This is a genomic window from Fodinicurvata sp. EGI_FJ10296, assembly GCF_040712075.1.
Taxonomy (GTDB): Bacteria; Pseudomonadota; Alphaproteobacteria; order DSM-16000; family Inquilinaceae; genus JBFCVL01.
Map to the genome: position 1 here is coordinate 63,901 of NZ_JBFCVL010000001.1, position 19,310 is coordinate 83,210.

Consider the following 19,310-nt stretch of genomic DNA (forward strand, 5'->3'; position numbering starts at 1 on the left):
AGCCGGCGCCCCGGTTCGTCATGCACGGATGTTCAGTCAAGGCTGCCGGTAAGGCGCAGTGTCGTTGCCGCCATGATCTTGGCCGACGCGACCAGATCATCGATGCCGACCCATTCGTCGGGCTGGTGGGCCAGGTCGAGAATTCCGGGTCCATAGGCGACGCAGTTGTGAAGATGACCGATACGGGTGACATGCTTTTGATCATAGGTTCCCGGCGAAGCGACGTGGCTGGCATCCTTACCCAGAATCCGGCGGATTTCCAGATCGAGTGCCTGGACGAGTGGCGATTGCGGGTCGGTCATGGTCGGCAATACCGAGAACATCTCACGCATCCGGTACGCGAAGCCGGGAGTCTCCGCCTGCAGCCGATCCAGCACGGCAGCGACTTCGGCCCGCACCTCGTCCAGATTCTCCTCGATCAGGAAACGCCGGTCCAGGACCAGCCGGCAGCTATCGGCAACGCAGGGACTGGGCAGCCCGTCATGCCCCTCCTCTTCGCCGCCATGAATCGAGTTGTAGTTCAGCGTCGACTTGCGCGCGCCCTCCGGCACCACGGGCATGACCGTTTCCCGGCTGTCCAGGCGGGGATAGATCTCGCGCTCCATCTGTTCAAGGAACAGCGCCATGTTGCGGATCGCCGAGACGCCCAGAAACGGCATGCAACCATGCGCGATGCGCCCGGTGGTTTCGATTTCCGCCCACCAGACGCCGCGGTGCCCAAGGCAGACGCGATCGGGGTTGAGCGGCTCGGGCATGATGACGTGATCGACGCGCGGCTTGGAAAAGTAACCCTTCTCCGCCAGCCAGGCGACGCCGCCATAGCCGCCGGACTCCTCGTCGACCGTGCCGGATATTTCGATCGCCCCGTTGAAGCCGACGCCCGATCGAAGGATTGCCTCCACCGCCATCATTGACGCCGCCAGACCGCCCTTCATGTCGCAAGCGCCCCGGCCATAGACCCGGCCATTGTCGACCGTCCCGCCAAAGGGGTCATAGGTCCAGCCGCTGCCGGCCCGCACGACATCGATATGGCTGTTGAAATGAACGCAGTCGCCGGGTCCGGCGCCTTCGATCCGGGTAACGACATTGGTGCGCGGATACCGGTCGCTATCGCCGATGGCGCCTTCAGCGCGCAGATATTCCACGGAAAACCCGGCGCCGCGCAGCCTTTCGCCGATGAATTCCGCGCATGGCGTATAGGCGTCGCCCGGCGGATTGACCGTCGGTATGCGGATCAGATCCTGCGTCAGGGCGACCAATTCATCGCGGCAGGCATCGATCCGGTCGAAGACGGCGGTCAGGCGGGGGTCGTCAGCTGTCGGCTCCGCAGCCGGCTCTGATGAAGGCGTCGTCCGTGACGTCATGCGATCGGTCATCCGTTTGATCTCGGCTTGGGATGCCGAATCGGCCAAAGCCGATCCAGAATCATAGATGTACCGACGCACGATAGTCTGCCTTGAACGGATTTCGCAAGGATGGGGAACCCTCAACACGCCAACAACCCTGGCTCATTCTCCTTCGCGGTTCGAGAGCAGCATCTGCAGGTCGGCCATCAGCGTCGTGATCCGCTCGGCGGCTTCCCCCGTCTGTTCCGCCAGCGTCTTGATTTCGGTCGCAACCACCGTGAAGCCGGCGCCGAATTCACCGGCGCGGGCGGCTTCGATGCGCGCATTCAGCGCCAGCAGCTTCAGGGTTTTCAGGACGCTCAGAATAACGGTGGTATCGGCAACGATGTCCTGGCTGGTGCGCGCCACTTCCTGGAACATCAGGGCGTTCTTCTCTTCGTCCCGCTTGCGCAGGGCGATATCGACGACCAGACCTTCCAGACAGGCCAACCGTCCGTCGTCGTCGAAAACACCGCCGCCGATCTCACGTACCCAACGGCTGCCGCCGTCCGGCAGTGCAATACGGTACTGGACCTCCCAGCCGCGACGCTCTTTCACGGCGGCGTCGATCGCGGCATCGACGCTTCCGGCATCCTCGTGGTGGATCACGCCGGCATACGACTGCCGCGCCCCTTCGGTGAAATCCGTCGCCTGACGGCCGGTAAGGCGCGGGACGTCACCTTCCATGACCAGCATTGTATAGTCGGCATCATTGCGGCACCGGTAGAGAAAGCCGTTCATACGACCCGCAATGCTGATCAGCGCCGCAAGCCTGTCCGCGTCGCGATCCTCGACGATTTATATCATCGGTTGGCCTTCCGCATCCTGCACTGCCCGTGAACCCGGCCCCATGCCCCCGACCTGCGCGATCGAGTGCGGCCGCGGAGCGCGGAAACAGGGACGCATTAGCACTCCAACAATAATAACGTGTATTTATCATTTGATCTACTAGTTTTCGGATTGCTCTCGACACCAGATCGGCCACCGCGACACGTTGCCAATAACGAGCACAAATAGACTAAACTCTATTATAAGTTGATTCTTCGTTCGCTTTATAATGTTTTTACTATTCGCGGTCAGGTTGGGATTGCAGTTCGTATTTTCCCAAGCATGCGGCTTCGAAAATGCCGCCCATCGCCATAGGAGATCAACAGGCATGGCGACCGAGACCACCGAATCCAATAGTAAAAGCGGGTCGTCCAACGACCAACCCGAGTCGCACCACAATGACGACACAGCCGCCGGCCATGGCGGTGAAAGCCGCGGCAAGTTGGGGATCCGGGGCAAGTTGATGATCGCCTTCGGTGTCGTCGCCATGATGACCGTGCTGGCGAGCGGTGTTGCGCTGTTGTCGTTCCAGGGCGCGGAGGACGCCTTCACCGACATCACCGAGGAAAACCTGCCGGCGATATCCGCAGCACAGGATCTGGCGACGGCCACCAATCAATTCGCCGACGACATGACCAGTCTTTCCGAGGCCGAATCGACTGACGCCGTCACCCGTTTCGCCAACAACCTCCAGAACGATGCCACCGCCATGCATAGCGAACTGGATCGGCTTGAGAGGACCTTCGGCGCCGACGAATCGATCCGGATCATGCGTGGCGACGTCGAGTCGATGCTGGAGCAGTCCGACGCCCAGACGGATCTGGTCAACCGGGCGATCGCTCTGGACGCCTCGCTCAACGAGCGCCTCGTCCGACTGCGCGAGCTGCATCAATCCGCTCTGAATCTCGGCCGCCCGCGCGTACAGGCCGCGCGCATGAACATCGTACGCTTCGGGCTGGATCTCCGGGATGATGTAAGGTCAGCCGTGAACAACGTGACGGAGACGACATCCGGACAACTCGTCAACAGCATGGCGCTGCGTGGCGATCTGATTCAGATCGTGAGTCTTCTGCAGCGCTCGGTGAACGCCCTGACCGTCGAGGACGTCAACATCCTCCAGGAAGAGTTTGACGTGATAGCAGCCCGGGTCGCGGAAATTCGAGAGGAACTCGACGCCGGCACCGATCAGTTTTTCTTCAATCGCAATCTTGATCGGCTGCTGTCTTTCGGAACAGCAGGTTCGGAAACCAATCTCTTCGAGTTTCGCCAGCAATATCTGGGTGGCGATTATTCCGCGAGCCTGATCCGGCAGACGGTCGAAGTCGAAGAAGAAATGCGCAATACGTCGGGCAGCCTTCTGGAGACGATCGACCGGCTGACGCTGCAAGCCCGTCAACAGACGGAAGCTGCCGGTACGTTGCTGATGAACAATACCGAGGAAGTCGTCGACGAGCTTACGAACGTACAGACCCGCAACGTCGACGAACTGCAGGCGGTCGTGGCGAACACCAACCTGATCGTCGGGGTATTGAACGAAGCGGCGATTTCCGGGACCCTCGATCGCATCGGTGAACTGAATGATCAGTTCGCATCGGCAGCCAGCACCCTGGCCACGACGCTGTCCAATCTCGGCGGCCGAATGGACGTCGATGACCTCAACGAGACGGTGATGGCGATCATACAACTGGGCACCGGGGCCAACAGCATTTTTGACGATCGCACTGAACGGCTCGAACTCACCGAAGCTCTGGCGAACGAAAGTCAGCAAAACCAGGCGATGGTGAACGGCATGGTCGAAGCCGTCGCCGAATTGACGCAGGCCGTCAGAGCCAGAACCGATGCATCGACCGCCGCCGCCGGGGATCTGATCAATCAGAGCCGGATACTGCTGATCGCGATCGCCGCCACCGGAATCTTGGTTTCGGTCCTGATCGCCTGGCTCTATGTCGGCCGATCGATCGTGCGGCGCATGACGGGTCTGGCGGATTCGATGAAGGAACTCGCCGCCGGCAATCTCGAAATCGAGATCGACAAACGCGGCCGTGACGAGATCACCGGCATGGCGCAGTCTCTGGAAGTCTTTCGCCAGACGGCGATCGAGGTCGAAGAAGCCAACAAACGGGCGGAGGACGAGCGTCAGAAGGCGAGCGACGATCGCCGGCATGCCCGTCTGTCCCTGGCCGACCAGTTCCAGTCCAATGTCGGCGCCATCGTCGACGGTGTCTCTGCCGCCGCGACGGAAATGCAAGCCACGGCATCCGGCATGCGCGACACCGCCGACCGGACGGCGTCGGTCTCCGGCGACGCCGCCACCGCTGCGGAAACAGCGGCCAGCAATGTCCAGACGGTCGCCAGCGCGGCAGAGGAACTGTCCAGCGCTATCCACGAAATCGGACAGCAGGTTGCCCGATCGACCGATATTGCCGGACGCGCGGTCACCGATGCCGAAAGCACCAACGAGACCATCAAGAGTCTCGCCGAAGCCGCGAACCGCATCGGTCAGGTGGTCGACCTGATCAACGACATCGCCGAGCAGACCAACCTTCTGGCACTCAATGCGACGATCGAAGCCGCCCGCGCCGGCGAGGCCGGCAAGGGCTTTGCCGTCGTCGCCGCCGAGGTCAAGAACCTTGCCAACCAGACCGCCAAGGCGACTGGCGAGATCGGCCAGCAGATCGCGGCGATCCAGGCATCGACGGGCGATGCCGTCACCGCCATCGGCGGCATCACCGAAACGATTCGCACCATCAACGATATCGCCACCGGCGTCGCCGCCTCGGTCGAGGAGCAAAGCGCGGCCACCAGCGAAATCGCCCGAAGCGCTCAGGACGCCTCTACCGCCACCGGCGAGGTCACCGGCAATGTCGGACAGGCGACCGCCGCAGCGAACGATACCGGCCAGGCCGCCGGTGAAGTCCTCAGCGCCGCCGAGCAGCTCGCCCAGCAGGCGGATTCCCTGCGCACCCAGATGGGGTCGTTCCTCGACGACATACGTCAGGGCTGACCCCGACACCAGCGCCGGCAATGGTGCCAGCACGATCCGAAACGCCGCACCACTGAAGGTGCGGCGTTTCGTTCATTGGGCCTGCCGGGACCCCGGGCAACCATAGCTCGGGGCAGGCAGATTTCAGGACCCGACCATCAGAGATGCAAAGGCCAGGAGACAAAGGGCCGATCCTGACGTCCAGACCGTCATCTTCCACAGGCCCAGCCGGGCACGTGAATCCGGCAGCATCTCAGTCGCCGCCATCCAGATCATGGCGCCTGCCGCCAACCCCAGACCGGCCGGGAGCAGCGGTTCGAAAAGGGCGACCGAGGCAAAGGCCGGCACAGCCAGCAAAGGCTGCGGCAGCGATGAGAATATCGACCACCACGCCGCGCCGAGCACCGTCACACCGCGCGGCACCAGAACCAGGGCGATGGCCAAACCCTCGGGCATGTTGTGGATGCCGATCGCCAGCGTCATCAGCCATCCGAGATCCGCACCGCCGCCGAACGAGACGCCCACGCCGATGCCTTCGGCTGCGGAATGGACAGTCATGACGCCAACGATGAGCACGGCTTTGCGGGCATCGGCGCCGACCATCTCCCCGATCTTCATTTCATCGCCGTGGGGCATCAAACGCCCGGCCACGGCCATGAACACCGCACCCAGGACAGCGCCGATCACGGTAGAGCCGAGACCATAGGCCGTGCCCTCGATGATCAATTGAATGCTGGCGCCGATCATCAGGCCCCCGGCAACCGCACCACCGACGGCTTGCAGCCGTTCGCCTCCCTGCCTGGCCCACAGCAGCGGCAGGGCTCCCACTCCGGTCGCAATGGCGGTCAAAAGCGCCGCCACGAAGACCAGGGCCGTCGAAGGATCATCCATCGGGACCGTGGTGGTCGGTTTGATGCAGGACCCTGTCGCGAACGCCGGTCACATACTCGCGACCCGCAGGCGTCAGAACGGCGCCCATGGGAAAGGCGCTGCGAATAAGACCCTTTCGCTCCAGCGCCGTGAATACCGCCGGATTGGTTAGCCCCGTGGCGTCGCGCATCATGACCAGTGCCTGGCCGACATGCATGTGATTGCCGTGGGGCTGCGGAAACTGCCCGACGAAATAGCCGTCGCCGTCCGGTTCTTCGTAGCCGTGTCCTGCCTCGGCAAATCCCTGAAGAATCGCCAATGTCTTGCACTGCAGCGGATTCAGCCGCAGCGGGTTCGGTCGTCCGTCGATCGCCATGAAGTCTCTTTTCAGTGCAGGCTTCGTTGGCAGCAGAGTATAGGGACCTCGGCCGGCGGCAACAAGCCACGACAAATCTTCGCGGCACCCAGTAACGACGACATCCGGATCGGGGCCCCTGATCAAGTCAGGGACGATCAGGTGGGGTGGCGCGTTACCACCCGCCCCGATACCCGGCGCGGTAACGCCGGGTGCCGCCCCGGTCACCAGGTAAAGCGAAGCCCGGCCTGGCCGCGATGGTCGGCGTAGTTGTCGCCGAGGCTGCCGTCATAGGCGGCAAAAGGGTCAACGCTGTCGGTGACGCCGACATCGAGCGTGACACCCAGTTCGGCGATCTCGCGCGGCAGCCCTGTTTCGGCTGAAATCACCGTCAGGCAGCCCTATCGGTTCTGCCGAGTTGAGGCGCCCACGCGCGGCGACTCGCGCCCAGCTCCGCTCCCCACATACCTGCTATCAAAGCGTCCTGTTGAATTATCGGCCCGGCTATGGTTGCTTTCGCACCGATATCCTTGCAATCGGTGGTGGAGCAGTTCGATGAGTGCCTTCAAGACACTGGATGACGTCGACGTTGCGGGCAAAACCGTGCTGGTGCGCGCCGATCTCAATGTCCCGATGAGCGACGGCAAGGTCAGCGATACCACGCGGCTCGACCGGCTCGCACCGACGCTGACAGAACTGGCCGACAAGGGGGCAAAGGTCGTGGTCATGTCTCATTTCGGTCGACCCAAGGGCAAGCGCTCCGAAAAGGACAGCCTGCGCCCCGTCGCGGCGGCGCTCTCGGTCTCGCTGGACGGACGACCGGTCAGCTTCGCCGAGGACTGTATCGGCGCCCCTGCGGCCTCGGCCATCGAGGCGCTGACGCCGGGCGGCGTGTTGGTGCTCGAAAATCTGCGTTTTCACGCTGAGGAAGAGGCCAACGACGTCGAATTCGCCCGATCGCTGTCGGTGCTGGGCGATCTCTACGTCAATGATGCCTTTTCCGCCGCGCACCGTGCCCACGCCTCGACCGAGGCGATCGCCCGGCTGCTGCCGTCCGTGGCCGGCCGGCTGATGGAGCAGGAACTCACCGCCCTGACCAACGCCCTGGAAAAGCCGGAACGCCCGGTGCTTGCCGTCGTCGGCGGTGCCAAGATTTCCACCAAGCTCGATCTGCTCGGCAACATGATCGGCAAGGTCGACATGCTCGTGCTCGGCGGCGGCATGGCCAACACGTTCCTGCACGCCAAGGGCGTCGATGTCGGAACCTCGCTGTGCGAGTCGGACATGGCCGACGCGGCCCGCGACATCATGGCCAGGGCCGAAAAGTCGGGCTGCCGCATCATTCTGCCCAGTGACGCGGTCGTTGCGCGCAAGCTCGAAGCCGGCGCCCCGAACGAGACCGTGGCCATCGATGCCATCCCGTCCGATGCCATGATGCTCGATGTCGGCCCGGACACCATTGCCGCCCTCACGGCCGCTGTCGACGGTGTCAAGACGGTGCTCTGGAACGGGCCGCTTGGCGTCTTCGAGGTCGAACCCTTTGGCACCGGTACCTTTGCCCTGGCCCGCCACGTCGCCGAACTGACGGAAAAGGGTCGGGTCCTGTCGGTCGCCGGCGGCGGCGATACCGTCGCGGCCCTGAGCCGGGCCGGTGTCGATGACCGGTTCACCTATGTATCGAGTGCCGGCGGCGCCTTTCTGGAATGGCTTGAAGGCAAGGACCTGCCGGGCGTTGCCGCGCTGAAGACGGATTGACGGCCATGAAATGGGGGGCAGGAACGGTCGCGCTGTCGGTCGACGGCGGCGGCCGCCCCGCAGAGCCGGACCGTAGCATCTGGGACGATTTCTGCCGCTGGCCGGACCGCGTCGCGGACGGGTCCAGACCCTCGCGGGGGTCCGATTTCACCGGTCATCTGGACGAAGACCTGGCATCTTTCCGGGAAGCGGGGCTCGGCACGGCTGCCTTTACGGTCTCATGGTCGCGTATCGAGCCCACGGGTCGCGGCCGTGCCGACGCCGACGGCCTGGGTCACTACGACCGTCTGGTCGACCGGATCCTCGATGCCGAGCTGACGCCTTTGCCGACACTGCACCACTGGGACCTGCCGGCCGCGCTGGAAAACATGGTCGGACCCCACGGCGGCGGCTGGCTGAACCGCGATACCATATTCCGGTTTCGCGACTACGCCTGCACCGTCGCGGCCCGGCTGGGCGATCGGCTGGAGACCCTCCTGGTCATGAACGATCCCGCCCGGCTTGCGCTTGAGGGATATGGCGAGGGCCGCTTTCCTCCCGGCCGCAGCGGCGGGTCCTACGCCGCCGGCGGCCCCATCTTCGGCGCGTTGCATCATCAGACTCTGGCGGTTGCCGCGACGCTGGCGGCCTTGCGCGGCGAAACGCCGTCCACACGGCTCGGCACGATTGCGGGTGCGGTCGAGTGCGTGGCCGCCGACGACACGCAAGGCGCACTCGATGCTGCAGAAATGGTGTCGAGCTTTCTGAACCATGCCCATATTGGCGCATTGACCACCGGGCGCTATACGGCGCCGATCGCCGAAGCCTTCGGCGGGTGGTTCGAGGACGGCGATACCGACCACCTTGGCGCAGACCTGGATGTGCTCGGCGTGGATCCTGCCGGACGGGCAACAGTCGCTCATACCGGCGGACGCGTGCTGACGCCAAGGATGAGCCTGCCCCGGATCCCCCGATTACCGGATGACGCCGCCGACTGTTTCAACCGGTCGCTCGCCGACCTGTCGGGTCAGGAAGGCCTGAAGGCCGATATCATCGCGTTCGTCCGTCCGGGCAGCAGTATGGTGGACCAGCGGCGCCCCGGGCCCCCTGGCGGCCCCGACGCCATCGACGATGCCGACCGGGCGGACCGCCTGGCGGGCCTGATCGCCAGCGCCGAAGCCGCACCCGGTGTCACATCGGGCATTGTGCGGCCTTTCCTCGATGGCTTCGAACCGGTGGGCGGGCTCGCCGATCGGCAGGGGCTGATCCATGTCGACCACGCGACGCATCGCCGAATGCGAAAGCGAAGCTGGCATCTTCTGGCCCGCCATCTGGGCGCCGCCTGAATCGAATACAGCTCAAGGTTTTGTAAACGAACGTTATGTACCCTCATAACGATTATGGCCGGTGCGGCTGCACGGCAGCGGTCATTTCGCAAGCGCGTTGTCCGCGCGACACCGGAACAGGGGGAACGGATGCAGGCGACCATGCCCGAGCGGGTCGAGTATCTGGTGGTCGGAGCCGGCATTCAGGGGCTGGCCATTGCCGGCGCGATTGCCGAGCGGCTGGAGATGTCGGGCCGTGGTTCCGGAGACGGCGTTCTGGTCGTTGACAAGGCAGGCCCCGGTACCGGCGCTTCCTGGTCCGCATCCGGGTCCATCCATCGCTTCGACGCGTCGCCGGTGCTCTTCCCGATCATCGACCGGAGCCTAGATTTTCTGGCCAGCGATCCGGTCACCTACGGGTTCCAGCAGGTCGGCGCCATCCGCGAGACCGCCGAAGGCCCGACGGCCGCCGACACCCACCCCGAAATCCAGCATTTGTCGCCCGCAGCCATCGGCCGCCTGATCGACGACACATGGCCGGATCTGACAATTGCCGACGGGGCAGCGCTGTATCACGATCCCGCTGGCGGCTATGTCGGCGCCCGGCAGATGATTGCCGGCCTGACGGAAGCCGCGCGGCGCTGGGGCGTGCGGATCCACGCCGGAACCGAAGTCACGCGATACGAAACTGGCGGCATCGACGGATGCATTGTGTCGACGACGCGCGGCCAGACTCAAGCCGGGCACATCATCATCGCAGTCGGTCCCCATGCTCCTGAACACTGGTCCATGCTCGGCGAGATGCAGAACCTTCCGCCCATCGCAGGAGACCAGGCAGCACCCGGAACAGGCCCGTCGGGATGGCTGGCCCAGCCCTGCCTTGAGGGCGATGTCGAAACCACCGTCGGCTGGCGGGGCGCCGACCGGCGTAACGCGCCGCTGCTGATCCTGAATACCGAGACCATCACCGGTGACAAGGTATCCATCAGCCTGCGCCATGGCGGCGAACGTTTGGACGGCCAGGGGCTGCATGTTCGACTGATGCCCTGGGCACCCATCGACCCCGGCGGATCGACATCATGGTTTCAGGCCGTCGCACCTGACGCGATCGGCCGTCGCATGACGCGCTTTGCCGACGGTGCGACATTCGTCGACCGCCCGTGTACCGGCGGTATGGCCCTCAGCCCGGATCGGTTCCCGGTTGCGGACTATGTCGGCCCGTCGGTCTATTGGCTGGCCGATACCGGCTTGGGCGCCCGTGGCGTCGGTCTTGCCCAGTTCGCGGCCGACCATGTGGTCACCGGCGCGCGCGATCCCGCTCTTGCGCCATTCGCCATCGACCGGTTCCGCCGCGGCTGCCCGTTGCCGACCGCCGATGCGCCCCTGCCGGGGCTGTGACGGGATCTGGCTGAAAGGTCTCTATTCCCGCGTTTCAGGACGCCGGGGATCGCCGGTTGGCACCTGTTCGTTAATGTCGTCTGTGGCGGCGCCGCTTTCTTCGGTGCTTTCGCGCATGATCAGCGGAACCTGCGACAAGCCGAAGATCATCGACAGCGGCATGATGCCGAAGACCTTGAAGTTCACCCAGAAATCGGTCGAGAAATTCCGCCAGACGAGCTCGTTCAGCACCGCAAGAACGATGAAGAACAGCCCCCAGCGCAGACTCAGCGATCGCCATCCCTGGTCGGTCAGTGACAGCACGGTTCCCATCAGAATCTTCAGGAATGTGCGGCCGAACACCAATCCGACCAGGATGATCGTCGCGAACAGCAGGTTGACGAAAGTCGGCTTGATCTTGATGAAGACGTCGTCGTCCATGAACAGGGTCAGGGCGCCGAAAATGACCACGAAGCCGCAGGATATCAGCGGCATCATCGGCACCCGCCGTTCCAGCCTGAACGACACGGCAATGGCCACGACCGTGGTCGCCATCAGCCAGGCCGTGCCGACATAGATGCCTTCGAGCCGGTTGGCGATGAAGAACACGATCAGCGGGCCGGCTTCCAGCCCCAGCCGGATCCACGGGTTGATCGCATGCCTGCCACCGCCTGCGATTACTTGGTTTTCGGCCATGATATGGTAAGCCCCTATATATAACGGCACGTTCGAACAACAGCGCCGACCCCGTTCCGGCAAGGAGTGACAATGGCGATGACGACCGAAGATCGCAAGGACAACGCTTCTCCCGTGACCCGCGCCCCCGACGGTTCCTTCACCGTCGACGCCACCTATATCGCGCCGAAGCTGGGGCTCGAACCCGACCGTTTCATGGCATTGCTGCGCGACGGCCGGGTTTTTCAGGCGACCGAGCGTGGAACCGGCAGCGATGCGGGCACCTGGCGACTGACCTTTACCTGGGCATCGCACCGATGGCAAATCGTCGTCGATGACATCGGCCAGCTGCTGACAGAGGGGCCGCTATCCTGACCGGCGCCAACGACGGGCCATTGCCTATTGAAACGCCACCTCGCTGAAGCTGCGCAGCTTGCGGCTGTGCAATTTCTCCTGCCCCAGTGTGCGCAGCACCTCCATGGTGCGAATGCCGATTTTCAGATGCTGGCCGACCTGCTGCTTGTAAAAGGCATCGGCCATGCCGGGGAGCTTGAGTTCGCCGTGCAACGGCTTGTCTGACACGCACAACAAGGTGCCGTAAGGGACGCGGAAACGAAATCCGTTGGCCGCAATCGTCGCCGATTCCATGTCGAGCGCAATGGCCCGCGACTGGCTGAACCGCTGAACGGGTTCGTGATGATCGCGCAATTCCCAGTTTCGATTGTCGATCGTGGCAACGGTGCCGGTGCGCATGATCGATTTCAGCTCATAGTCCTTCAGCCCCGTAATTTCGCCGACCGCCGACTGGAGCGCCTGCTGCACTTCGGCCAGCGGCGGCAAAGGCACCCAGATCGGCAGATCGGCATCAAGGACGTGATCTTCGCGCACATAGCCATGAGCCAGCACATAGTCGCCGAGTTTCTGCGAGTTCCGGAGACCGGCGCAATGACCAAGCATCAGCCACGCATGCGGCCGCATCACGGCGATGTGATCGGTGATCGTCTTGGCGTTGGACGGCCCCACGCCGATATTCACCATGGTAATGCCGGTGTTGTTCGGCGCGACCAGATGATAGGCCGGCATCTGCGGCGCACGTTCCACGGCGGTGCCCTGCGGCCCCTCGGCACTCAGCCGCGTGTTGGGCGTGATCCGCCCTCCCGGCTCGACGAAAGCATCATAAGTCGGATCTCCCTGGGCCATCAAGGCCTGGGCATGCCGGATGAATTCATCGATATAGAACTGGTAGTTTGTGAACAGCACGAAGTTCTGGAAGTGCTCGCATGCGGTCGCCGTATAGTGCCGAAGGCGATGCAACGAATAGTCGATCCGCGGTGCGGTGAACATTGCCAACGGACGGTCGCCCGAACCGGGCGTAATGAAATGCGTGCCATTGACGATGCTGTCGTCCATCACCGCCAGATCAGGCACGTCGAACACATTGCGCAGGCCCCTGATGCGTTCCGGCGTCAGGTCGCTTTCGACATGCATGCCGTCGGGAAAGGCGAAATGGACGGGTATCGGGGTCGATGAGGTTCCGATCTCGATCGGCACCTGATGATTGTGCAGCAACTGCTCGAACTGCTGGTGCAGATAGGCGTTGAACAGATCCGGCCGGGTTATGGTGACGGAATAGCTTCCAGGGTCGGTCACAAAGCCGAAGGACAGGCGCGTATCCACCTGCGCCCAACCCGTCGTGCGGATTCTCACATAGGGATAAAAGGCCCGTTGCCGCTTCTGCGGATCTTTACCATGGGCGTATTCCCGGAAACGGTCGCGCAGGAACCGTGTGCCGGTATCGTAGATTTCCGCGACCCGCTGATACGCCGCCGTCAGGTCCGTGAATTGTTCGGCTGCGGCACTCACGCCGACCTCGACCGGCTCAACTTCAGCCGATTCTCCGGATGGGTCGATGATCCGGCCGCCGGCCGTTCCAATGCCTTCGACGTCCACGCCTGCCATGCCTTGTCCACCCCGTTTCGTTCTATCCATCACTTTCCACGCCGCAGTCGGCGGTCAGCCGTCGCTCAACCCCATCAGCGACCGCGCGAACTGCCGGGGCTCGAAGTCGCGCAGATCCTCGGCCGTCTCCCCAACGCCAACGGCGTGAACGGGCAGACCGAACGTTTCCGCAAGCGAAACGACGACGCCGCCACGCGCCGTCCCGTCCAGCTTGGTGACGATCAGCCCGGTGACATTGACCGCCTCCTGAAACGCTTCGACCTGTGCATGAGCATTCTGCCCGGTTGTCGCATCCAGGACGAGGACAACGTGATGGGGAATCGACGAATCCTGCTTTTTCAGGACTCGCACCACCTTGGTCAGCTCCTCCATCAGCGTTTTCTTGTTCTGCAGGCGGCCGGCGGTATCGACCAGCAGCACGTCGCTGCCTTCCTTGCGCGCCGATTCGTATGCGTCGAACGCCAGGCCGGCGGCGTCGGCGCCGATCGGCCGTGCAATGACCGGCGAGCCCGTTCGCGCGCCCCAGATCTTCAGCTGATCGACGGCCGCCGCGCGGAAAGTGTCGCCCGCCGCCATGGTCACCGACAGTCCCTGGCCGCGCCATAGATGCGCCAGCTTGCCAATCGTCGTGGTCTTGCCGGTCCCGTTGACGCCGACCATCAGGATCACCGTGGGCTTTCCGCCCTCGGGCCGCAACGGCTGTGCGACCTTGGCCAGAATCGCCGCCGCCTGTTCGGCAAGCGCCTCGCGGACCTCTTCCGGCGACACTTCCTTGCCGAAACGGGTGCGGGACAGTTCCGCCGTCATACGGGCGGCATTGGCCGGCCCCAGATCGGCGCCGATCAGCAGGTCCTCCAGTTCCTCAAGCGTCTCGTCGTCGAGTTTGCGCTTGGTGAAGATGCCGGTAATCCCTTCCGACAGCTTCGACGACGACCGCGACAGGCCGTCCTTCAAACGGCTGAACCAGCTTTTCTTCTTGCCGCCATCCGGGGCGTCGGGCGAGGAGACCATCTCTGGACCTTATGATACGTCGGTTGTTTCCGGTGGGGTTGCCGGGGAAAAGAACCCATGCGGTCCGCAAACCGCACGCCGGGTCTGAAGAACGCCGTCGTCATGGCCGATCACGACCGCCGCGATCAACGATCCGGCCGGTGCCGGCCCGTCGACCAGCCGGGCCGTGGCAAACTGTTCAGTGCGCCCCAGCCCGCTGTTTTCAATCAGCAACATCTCATGGCAGCCGACTCGGCTGTCAAGAAAACGCTGCTGCGCCGCCGCAGCGGCCTGGCGAAGCGCAGCAGCACGGGCCTTGCGGACATTGCCGGGTATCTGCGGCATGCGGGCTGCCGGCGTGCCCGGCCGTTCGGAATAGGGAAAAACATGGACCCATGTCAGGCCGCAGGCATCGATTGCCGCAAGCGTGTTGGCGGCCATTTCCCCAGTCTCGGTCGGGAACCCGGCGATCAGGTCGGCGCCGAACACGATGTCGGGCCGGATTCGTCGGGCGCGTTCGGTCAATGCCACGGCCTCGTCCGGCGTATGCCGCCGCTTCATCCGTTTCAGGATCATCGGATCGCCCGATTGCAGGGACAGGTGCAGATGCGGCATGAATCGATGGTCGTTCGCGATCACGTCCCACAATGCCTCGTCGACTTCGATACAGTCGAGCGAAGAAAGCCTGAGACGCGGCAGGTCGGGAACATGGCGCAGGACGGCCTGAACCAGATGTCCCAGAACCGGCTTTCCGGGAAGATCGCCGCCGTACGAGGTGATGTCGACGCCGCTCAGCACGACCTCACGCGTACCATTGCCGACCAGGGCCTGGATTTGCCGCACCACTTCGGCAACCGGAACCGACCGCGAGGGGCCGCGGCCATAGGGAATGATGCAGAACGTACAGCGATGGTCGCATCCCTGCTGTACCTGTACGAAACCACGCGTACGATCGGTGAAACCGTCCACGAGGTGCTGGGCCGTATCGCGCACCGACCCAATATCATTCACGAGAGCCCGCTGCGTGGCCGTTGCCGCGTCGGCCATGCCCGACCAGGTTTCCGGGCGAAGCTTTTCGGCATTGCCGACGACATGGTCGACCTCGGCCATGGCGGTGTAACGATCAGGGTCGATCTGGGCTGAACATCCGGTGACGACAACCCGGCATTCGGGCCGGTCGCGCTTGATCCGGCGGATGGTCTGTCGGGCCTGACGCTCGGCCTCGGCGGTCACGGCGCAGGTATTCACGACAACCGTTTCGGGACCGTCCGGACACTCGGCCTCGGCTGCGGCCAGGTGGCCGCGGATAACTTCGCTTTCGTAGGTGTTCAGCCGGCAGCCGAGCGTGATCACACGGCGCCGGTCCGCCGATGCCGGACCGGCATCGGGATCGGCGTTTACAGCTGCCCCCGTCGCTTCCATTGTCACCTCGTTGCCCGGCACACCGTCACCGGCCGTCAAGAAAGGCCGGATCCAGCGTGCCGGCGAACACCCGTGCCGCCGGTCCGGTCATCAGGACCCGGCCGTCATCGCCCCATTCGATCCGGAGGTCGCCGCCATCCAGTCGCACGGTCGCCGCCCGGCCGGTCAATCCGCGCCGGCACGCCGCAACGGCGGTCGCACACGCGCCCGATCCGCAGGCCTGGGTCACGCCGGCGCCGCGTTCCCAGACCCGCATCCGGATCAGATCCGGTGCCAGAATCTGCGCGAATTCGACATTGGTGCGGTCGGGAAAAAGCGTGTGGTTTTCGATCAGCGGCCCCAGACGTTCGACATCGACGGCATCGGCTTCGTCAACGAAGAAGACGACATGCGGGTTGCCCATGCCCACCGCGACCGGCTTTGCGACGTCGCCGACGGAAACGGGCAGGCTCATGGTGTCGACCTCCCGGGCCAGTGGGATGTCGCGCCAGTCCAGCCGTGCTTGTCCCATGTCGCAGGTCACGCTGCCGTCGGCGTTGCGGTGGCACGCGATCGCCCCGGCCACCGTATCGATGACGGTTTCACGCCGTCCGGTTTCGGACATAACCAGATCTGCCACGCAACGCGTGCCGTTTCCGCATGCCCTGGCTTCTCCGCCGTCGGGGTTGAGGATCCGCATATAGACGTCCACACCCTTGGTCGCCGTCGGTTCGATGATCAGCAACTGATCGAACCCCACACCCCGGCGCCGGTCGCCGATGCGCCTGACCTGATCGGCCGTCAGATCGACGACGTCACGACGCGCGTCGATAACGACGAAGTCATTGCCCAGACCGTGCATCTTGATGAAATTTTGCGTCATGATCGGGTTATAGGCGTCTGCCGGGACGTAGTAAACCGGCGCCGGCCGATGCCGGAATTGCGGCACACGCATTGCCGGCCGAGACCGTGGGGCCGCGCCAGATCACCAGCGCAGTATCTTTGCCGGTTTTTCAGGCCGGCTTCTTCAGGCCGGTAACGTCGGTGAGGTCGGCATCGCTCATGTTGCAGCCGTCCAGCCTGGCGTTGGACAGATCTGCATTCTGGAGATTTGCCCCGGTCAGATTGGCCCCACGAAGGTCGACGCCGGTCAGCACGGCCCCGGAAAGCTGCGCGTGGCTCATATCGGCTTCGAAAAGATTGGCGTCGCTCAGCCGGGCGCGCATGAGATTGGCCGACCACGTAAGCTTGTTCGCACCGGCGATTTCAACCGGCGACATCCGCGCCTGGGTCAGAGTCGCCCCGATCAGCGATGCACGCTGCAGGTTGGTGCCGCGCAGATCGGCCATCGTGAGGTCGGCGCCCCGCAGGTCGGCGAAGGTCATATCGGCCATCGCCAGACCGGCGCGGATGAGCTTGGCGTCCGACAGGCACACCGAGCGCATCAGCGAGGCCGACAGATTGCGCCCGGTAAAATCGCTCTCCGCCAGATCCAGTTCAGAGAAATCGATGCGTTCGCCGCTGCGGCCGTTGGTGACCGTCCACAGCGCGTGATCGCGCAGCACATCCAGGATCGGCCGGCGCAGGCTTCCCGACGGTTTCAGCACCCTGGCATTGGTCAGGTTGGCTTTCAGCAAATCGTTACGGTCGTAGATGGCGCCGACGAGATCGGCATTGGTCATGTTGCAGCCGATGACCTTGGCATTGCGCAGATCGGCACCGCTGAGATTCGCGCCGGTCAGATTGGCGTCGGACAGATCGGCGCCTTCCAGCACGCAGCCGGTCAGATCGGAATTGGTCAGGTTGGTCCTGATCAGCCGGGCGTCGCGCAGCACGCTGTCGGTCAGATCGGTCTGCATGACGAACGCGTTGGCCAGCTTCGCCCGTGTCAGATTGGCGTTGTTGATCTTGGCGCAGGTCAACTCGGTGATCGTGGTGTCGAAACTGATCGGCTCCAGCGATCCGTCGCTGCCGGGCGTGACGATAACGCCGTCGCGAAGGTCGGTGTCGATCATGCAGGCGCCGGTCAGAACCGCCCCCCGCAGGCAGGTGCCGCGCATATCGGCAAGGGTCAGGTCGGCATCGGTCAGATTGGCCAGCCTGAGATCGGCGCCGTAGAGATTGGCATGCGCAAGCACGGTGCCCACGATACGCGCACCATAGAGATTGGCTCCGGACAAATCGGCCTCGGAGAGGTCGCGGCCGGACATTTCGAGATGAGAAAGATCGACCAGCCGCAGGCATGCCCGCCGGCCCCCGCTGCGCCGCTGCAGATACCGGGCGTGATCGCGAATAACCCGGTCAAGTTCCTGCTGGGACAGGCGCTTGCGGTAGGATTCCTTATTGTCGTCGGTCGATCTTGGCACGGACTGCCGCCCCCTTCCGGGACCCGTTGACGCGAAGCTGGAAGTCGGCACTCTGCCGCAATATCCCGAATAAACCGTTAAATTCGGCACAACTTCCGATTTGTGGCCTCAACGGATGCAATCCTGCGATGCCTCGTAAAAATCTGGTAGCGGTCATGCCCGATGGATCGAACAGCCGCGCCCCCGACAAACATAGATGCCAACCTGGTTTCAGGCTGTCAAAGCCAATAGGGGCCTGACACCCGTTTATGGTAGAGAGGCGTGACGCGGGCGCCGCCGCCGGCAGGACAGTGGAAATGGAATCAATGACGGTATCGAACGACGCGGATTATATCGGTCTGCAGCGAATCGGTCGCATCGTGGCAGATACACTCGCTGCCATGGGCAAGGCACTGGAACCAGGAATAACCACGGCGGAACTCGACGGGCTTGGCCGCAGTATGCTCGACAAACTCGATGCCCGCTCGGCGCCGGAACTTGCCTATGGTTTTCCCGGTGCGACCTGCATCAGTGTCAACGAGGAAATCGCGCACGGCATTCCGGGGCCACGGCGGATCGAGCGCGGCGATCTGGTCAATATCGATGTGTCGGCAGAATGCGGCGGCTTTTACGCGGACACCGGCGCGTCGTTCGCGGTGCCGCCATTCTCGAAATCCATCGCCAGACTCTGCCGTGATGGCCGCAGAGCGATGGCGGCCGGTGTCGAACAGGCACGCGCCAACGGGCCGATCGCGGCGATCGGCAAGGCCGTCGGCCGGTTCGCACACCGCAATGGCTATTCCCTGGTGCGGAACCTTGAAAGCCACGGTGTCGGCCGGTCCCTGCACGAGGAGCCGGGTGGCATCGCCACCTGGCCCAACCCCAAGGACCGCCGGATGATCCATGACGGCCTCGTCTTTACCGTCGAACCGTTCCTGTCGCTGGGTGCCGAATGCGCCGAAAGCGGCGACGACGCCTGGACGCTTTACAGCTATCCCTCGGCACCGACCGTACAGTATGAGCACACCGTCATCGCAACCCGCAACGGACCGACGATCGTTACGCTGCCGAGCGGCGCCTGAC

General features: G+C 63.7%; 17 protein-coding genes. 6 read left to right on the forward strand and 11 right to left on the reverse strand.

All coding sequences use genetic code 11. The annotated features are described in order from the left end of the window. Nucleotides 1-32: 32 nt before the first annotated feature. Nucleotides 33-1,364 carry an acetylornithine deacetylase/succinyl-diaminopimelate desuccinylase family protein gene (locus tag ABZ728_RS00265; RefSeq protein WP_366653530.1) on the reverse strand — a complete coding sequence of 444 codons (1,332 nt, stop codon included), beginning with the start codon at nucleotides 1,362-1,364 and terminating at the stop codon, nucleotides 33-35. 144 nt (nucleotides 1,365-1,508) lie between these two features. Next, nucleotides 1,509-2,126 carry a methyl-accepting chemotaxis protein gene (locus ABZ728_RS00270; RefSeq protein WP_366653531.1) on the reverse strand — a complete coding sequence of 206 codons (618 nt, stop codon included), beginning with the start codon at nucleotides 2,124-2,126 and terminating at the stop codon, nucleotides 1,509-1,511. Nucleotides 2,127-2,541: 415 nt separating this feature from the next. Between ABZ728_RS00270 and ABZ728_RS00275 the strand changes: the two genes are divergently transcribed. Beyond that, a complete protein-coding gene (locus ABZ728_RS00275; RefSeq protein ID WP_366653532.1) occupies nucleotides 2,542-5,217 on the forward strand; it encodes a methyl-accepting chemotaxis protein in 2,676 nt (891 codons plus the stop codon). 123 nt (nucleotides 5,218-5,340) lie between these two features. On the opposite strand, the gene ABZ728_RS00280 is transcribed toward ABZ728_RS00275, so the two are convergent. From ABZ728_RS00280 to ABZ728_RS00290, 3 genes are all read right to left on the reverse strand, one after another. After that, the gene (locus ABZ728_RS00280; RefSeq protein WP_366653533.1) at nucleotides 5,341-6,087 is read right to left on the reverse strand and encodes a ZIP family metal transporter; all 747 of its coding nucleotides are present in this window, start codon (nucleotides 6,085-6,087) and stop codon (nucleotides 5,341-5,343) included. Beyond that, nucleotides 6,080-6,442 (reverse strand): hypothetical protein, encoded by a 363-nt coding sequence (locus ABZ728_RS00285; protein WP_366653535.1) that lies wholly within the window; start codon nucleotides 6,440-6,442, stop codon nucleotides 6,080-6,082. The genes ABZ728_RS00280 and ABZ728_RS00285 overlap by 8 nt, the downstream gene beginning before the upstream one ends. 203 nt (nucleotides 6,443-6,645) lie before the next feature. Beyond that, nucleotides 6,646-6,810, reverse strand: a complete 165-nt coding sequence (locus tag ABZ728_RS00290; protein ID WP_366653536.1) for an autotransporter outer membrane beta-barrel domain-containing protein — start codon at nucleotides 6,808-6,810, stop codon at nucleotides 6,646-6,648. A gap of 166 nt (nucleotides 6,811-6,976) precedes the next feature. Here ABZ728_RS00290 and pgk point away from each other — a divergent pair, with 166 nt between their 5' ends. From pgk to ABZ728_RS00305, 3 genes are all read left to right on the forward strand, one after another. Further along, nucleotides 6,977-8,176, forward strand: coding sequence for a phosphoglycerate kinase (gene pgk / locus ABZ728_RS00295; protein ID WP_366653539.1), 1,200 nt, complete (start codon nucleotides 6,977-6,979; stop codon nucleotides 8,174-8,176). A 5-nt stretch (nucleotides 8,177-8,181) separates the two neighbouring features. After that, complete coding sequence (locus ABZ728_RS00300) at nucleotides 8,182-9,501, forward strand: family 1 glycosylhydrolase (protein WP_366653540.1); 1,320 nt, start codon at nucleotides 8,182-8,184, stop codon at nucleotides 9,499-9,501. Nucleotides 9,502-9,630: 129 nt separating this feature from the next. Continuing rightward, complete coding sequence (locus tag ABZ728_RS00305; protein WP_366653542.1) at nucleotides 9,631-10,878, forward strand: FAD-binding oxidoreductase; 1,248 nt, start codon at nucleotides 9,631-9,633, stop codon at nucleotides 10,876-10,878. Nucleotides 10,879-10,899: 21 nt separating this feature from the next. Here the strand turns inward: ABZ728_RS00305 and ABZ728_RS00310 are convergent, their stop codons facing one another. Then, a complete protein-coding gene (locus tag ABZ728_RS00310; RefSeq protein ID WP_366653543.1) occupies nucleotides 10,900-11,553 on the reverse strand; it encodes a septation protein A in 654 nt (217 codons plus the stop codon). Nucleotides 11,554-11,625: 72 nt separating this feature from the next. On the opposite strand from ABZ728_RS00310, the gene ABZ728_RS00315 reads away from it, so the two are divergent. Then, a complete protein-coding gene (locus tag ABZ728_RS00315; RefSeq protein WP_366653544.1) occupies nucleotides 11,626-11,907 on the forward strand; it encodes a DUF6522 family protein in 282 nt (93 codons plus the stop codon). 24 nt (nucleotides 11,908-11,931) lie between these two features. Here the strand turns inward: ABZ728_RS00315 and ABZ728_RS00320 are convergent, their stop codons facing one another. The 5 genes from ABZ728_RS00320 to ABZ728_RS00340 all read right to left on the reverse strand — a co-directional run bounded on the left by ABZ728_RS00320 (nucleotide 11,932) and on the right by ABZ728_RS00340 (nucleotide 18,248). After that, complete coding sequence (locus ABZ728_RS00320; protein WP_366653545.1) at nucleotides 11,932-13,491, reverse strand: AMP nucleosidase; 1,560 nt, start codon at nucleotides 13,489-13,491, stop codon at nucleotides 11,932-11,934. 54 nt (nucleotides 13,492-13,545) lie between these two features. Next, nucleotides 13,546-14,502, reverse strand: coding sequence for a signal recognition particle-docking protein FtsY (gene ftsY, locus ABZ728_RS00325; RefSeq protein WP_366653546.1), 957 nt, complete (start codon nucleotides 14,500-14,502; stop codon nucleotides 13,546-13,548). A gap of 9 nt (nucleotides 14,503-14,511) precedes the next feature. Then, on the reverse strand, nucleotides 14,512-15,942 hold the full coding sequence (gene mtaB, locus ABZ728_RS00330) for a tRNA (N(6)-L-threonylcarbamoyladenosine(37)-C(2))-methylthiotransferase MtaB (protein WP_366653547.1): 1,431 nt from the start codon (nucleotides 15,940-15,942) through the stop codon (nucleotides 14,512-14,514). Next, a complete protein-coding gene (gene dapF / locus ABZ728_RS00335) occupies nucleotides 15,929-16,765 on the reverse strand; it encodes a diaminopimelate epimerase (RefSeq protein ID WP_366654332.1) in 837 nt (278 codons plus the stop codon). Before dapF ends, mtaB begins: the two co-directional genes overlap by 14 nt. A 130-nt stretch (nucleotides 16,766-16,895) precedes the next feature. Continuing rightward, complete coding sequence (locus ABZ728_RS00340) at nucleotides 16,896-18,248, reverse strand: pentapeptide repeat-containing protein (RefSeq protein WP_366653548.1); 1,353 nt, start codon at nucleotides 18,246-18,248, stop codon at nucleotides 16,896-16,898. A 305-nt stretch (nucleotides 18,249-18,553) separates the two neighbouring features. Here ABZ728_RS00340 and map point away from each other — a divergent pair, with 305 nt between their 5' ends. Beyond that, the gene (map, locus tag ABZ728_RS00345; protein WP_366653550.1) at nucleotides 18,554-19,309 is read left to right on the forward strand and encodes a type I methionyl aminopeptidase; all 756 of its coding nucleotides are present in this window, start codon (nucleotides 18,554-18,556) and stop codon (nucleotides 19,307-19,309) included. Nucleotide 19,310 lies beyond the last annotated feature (1 nt).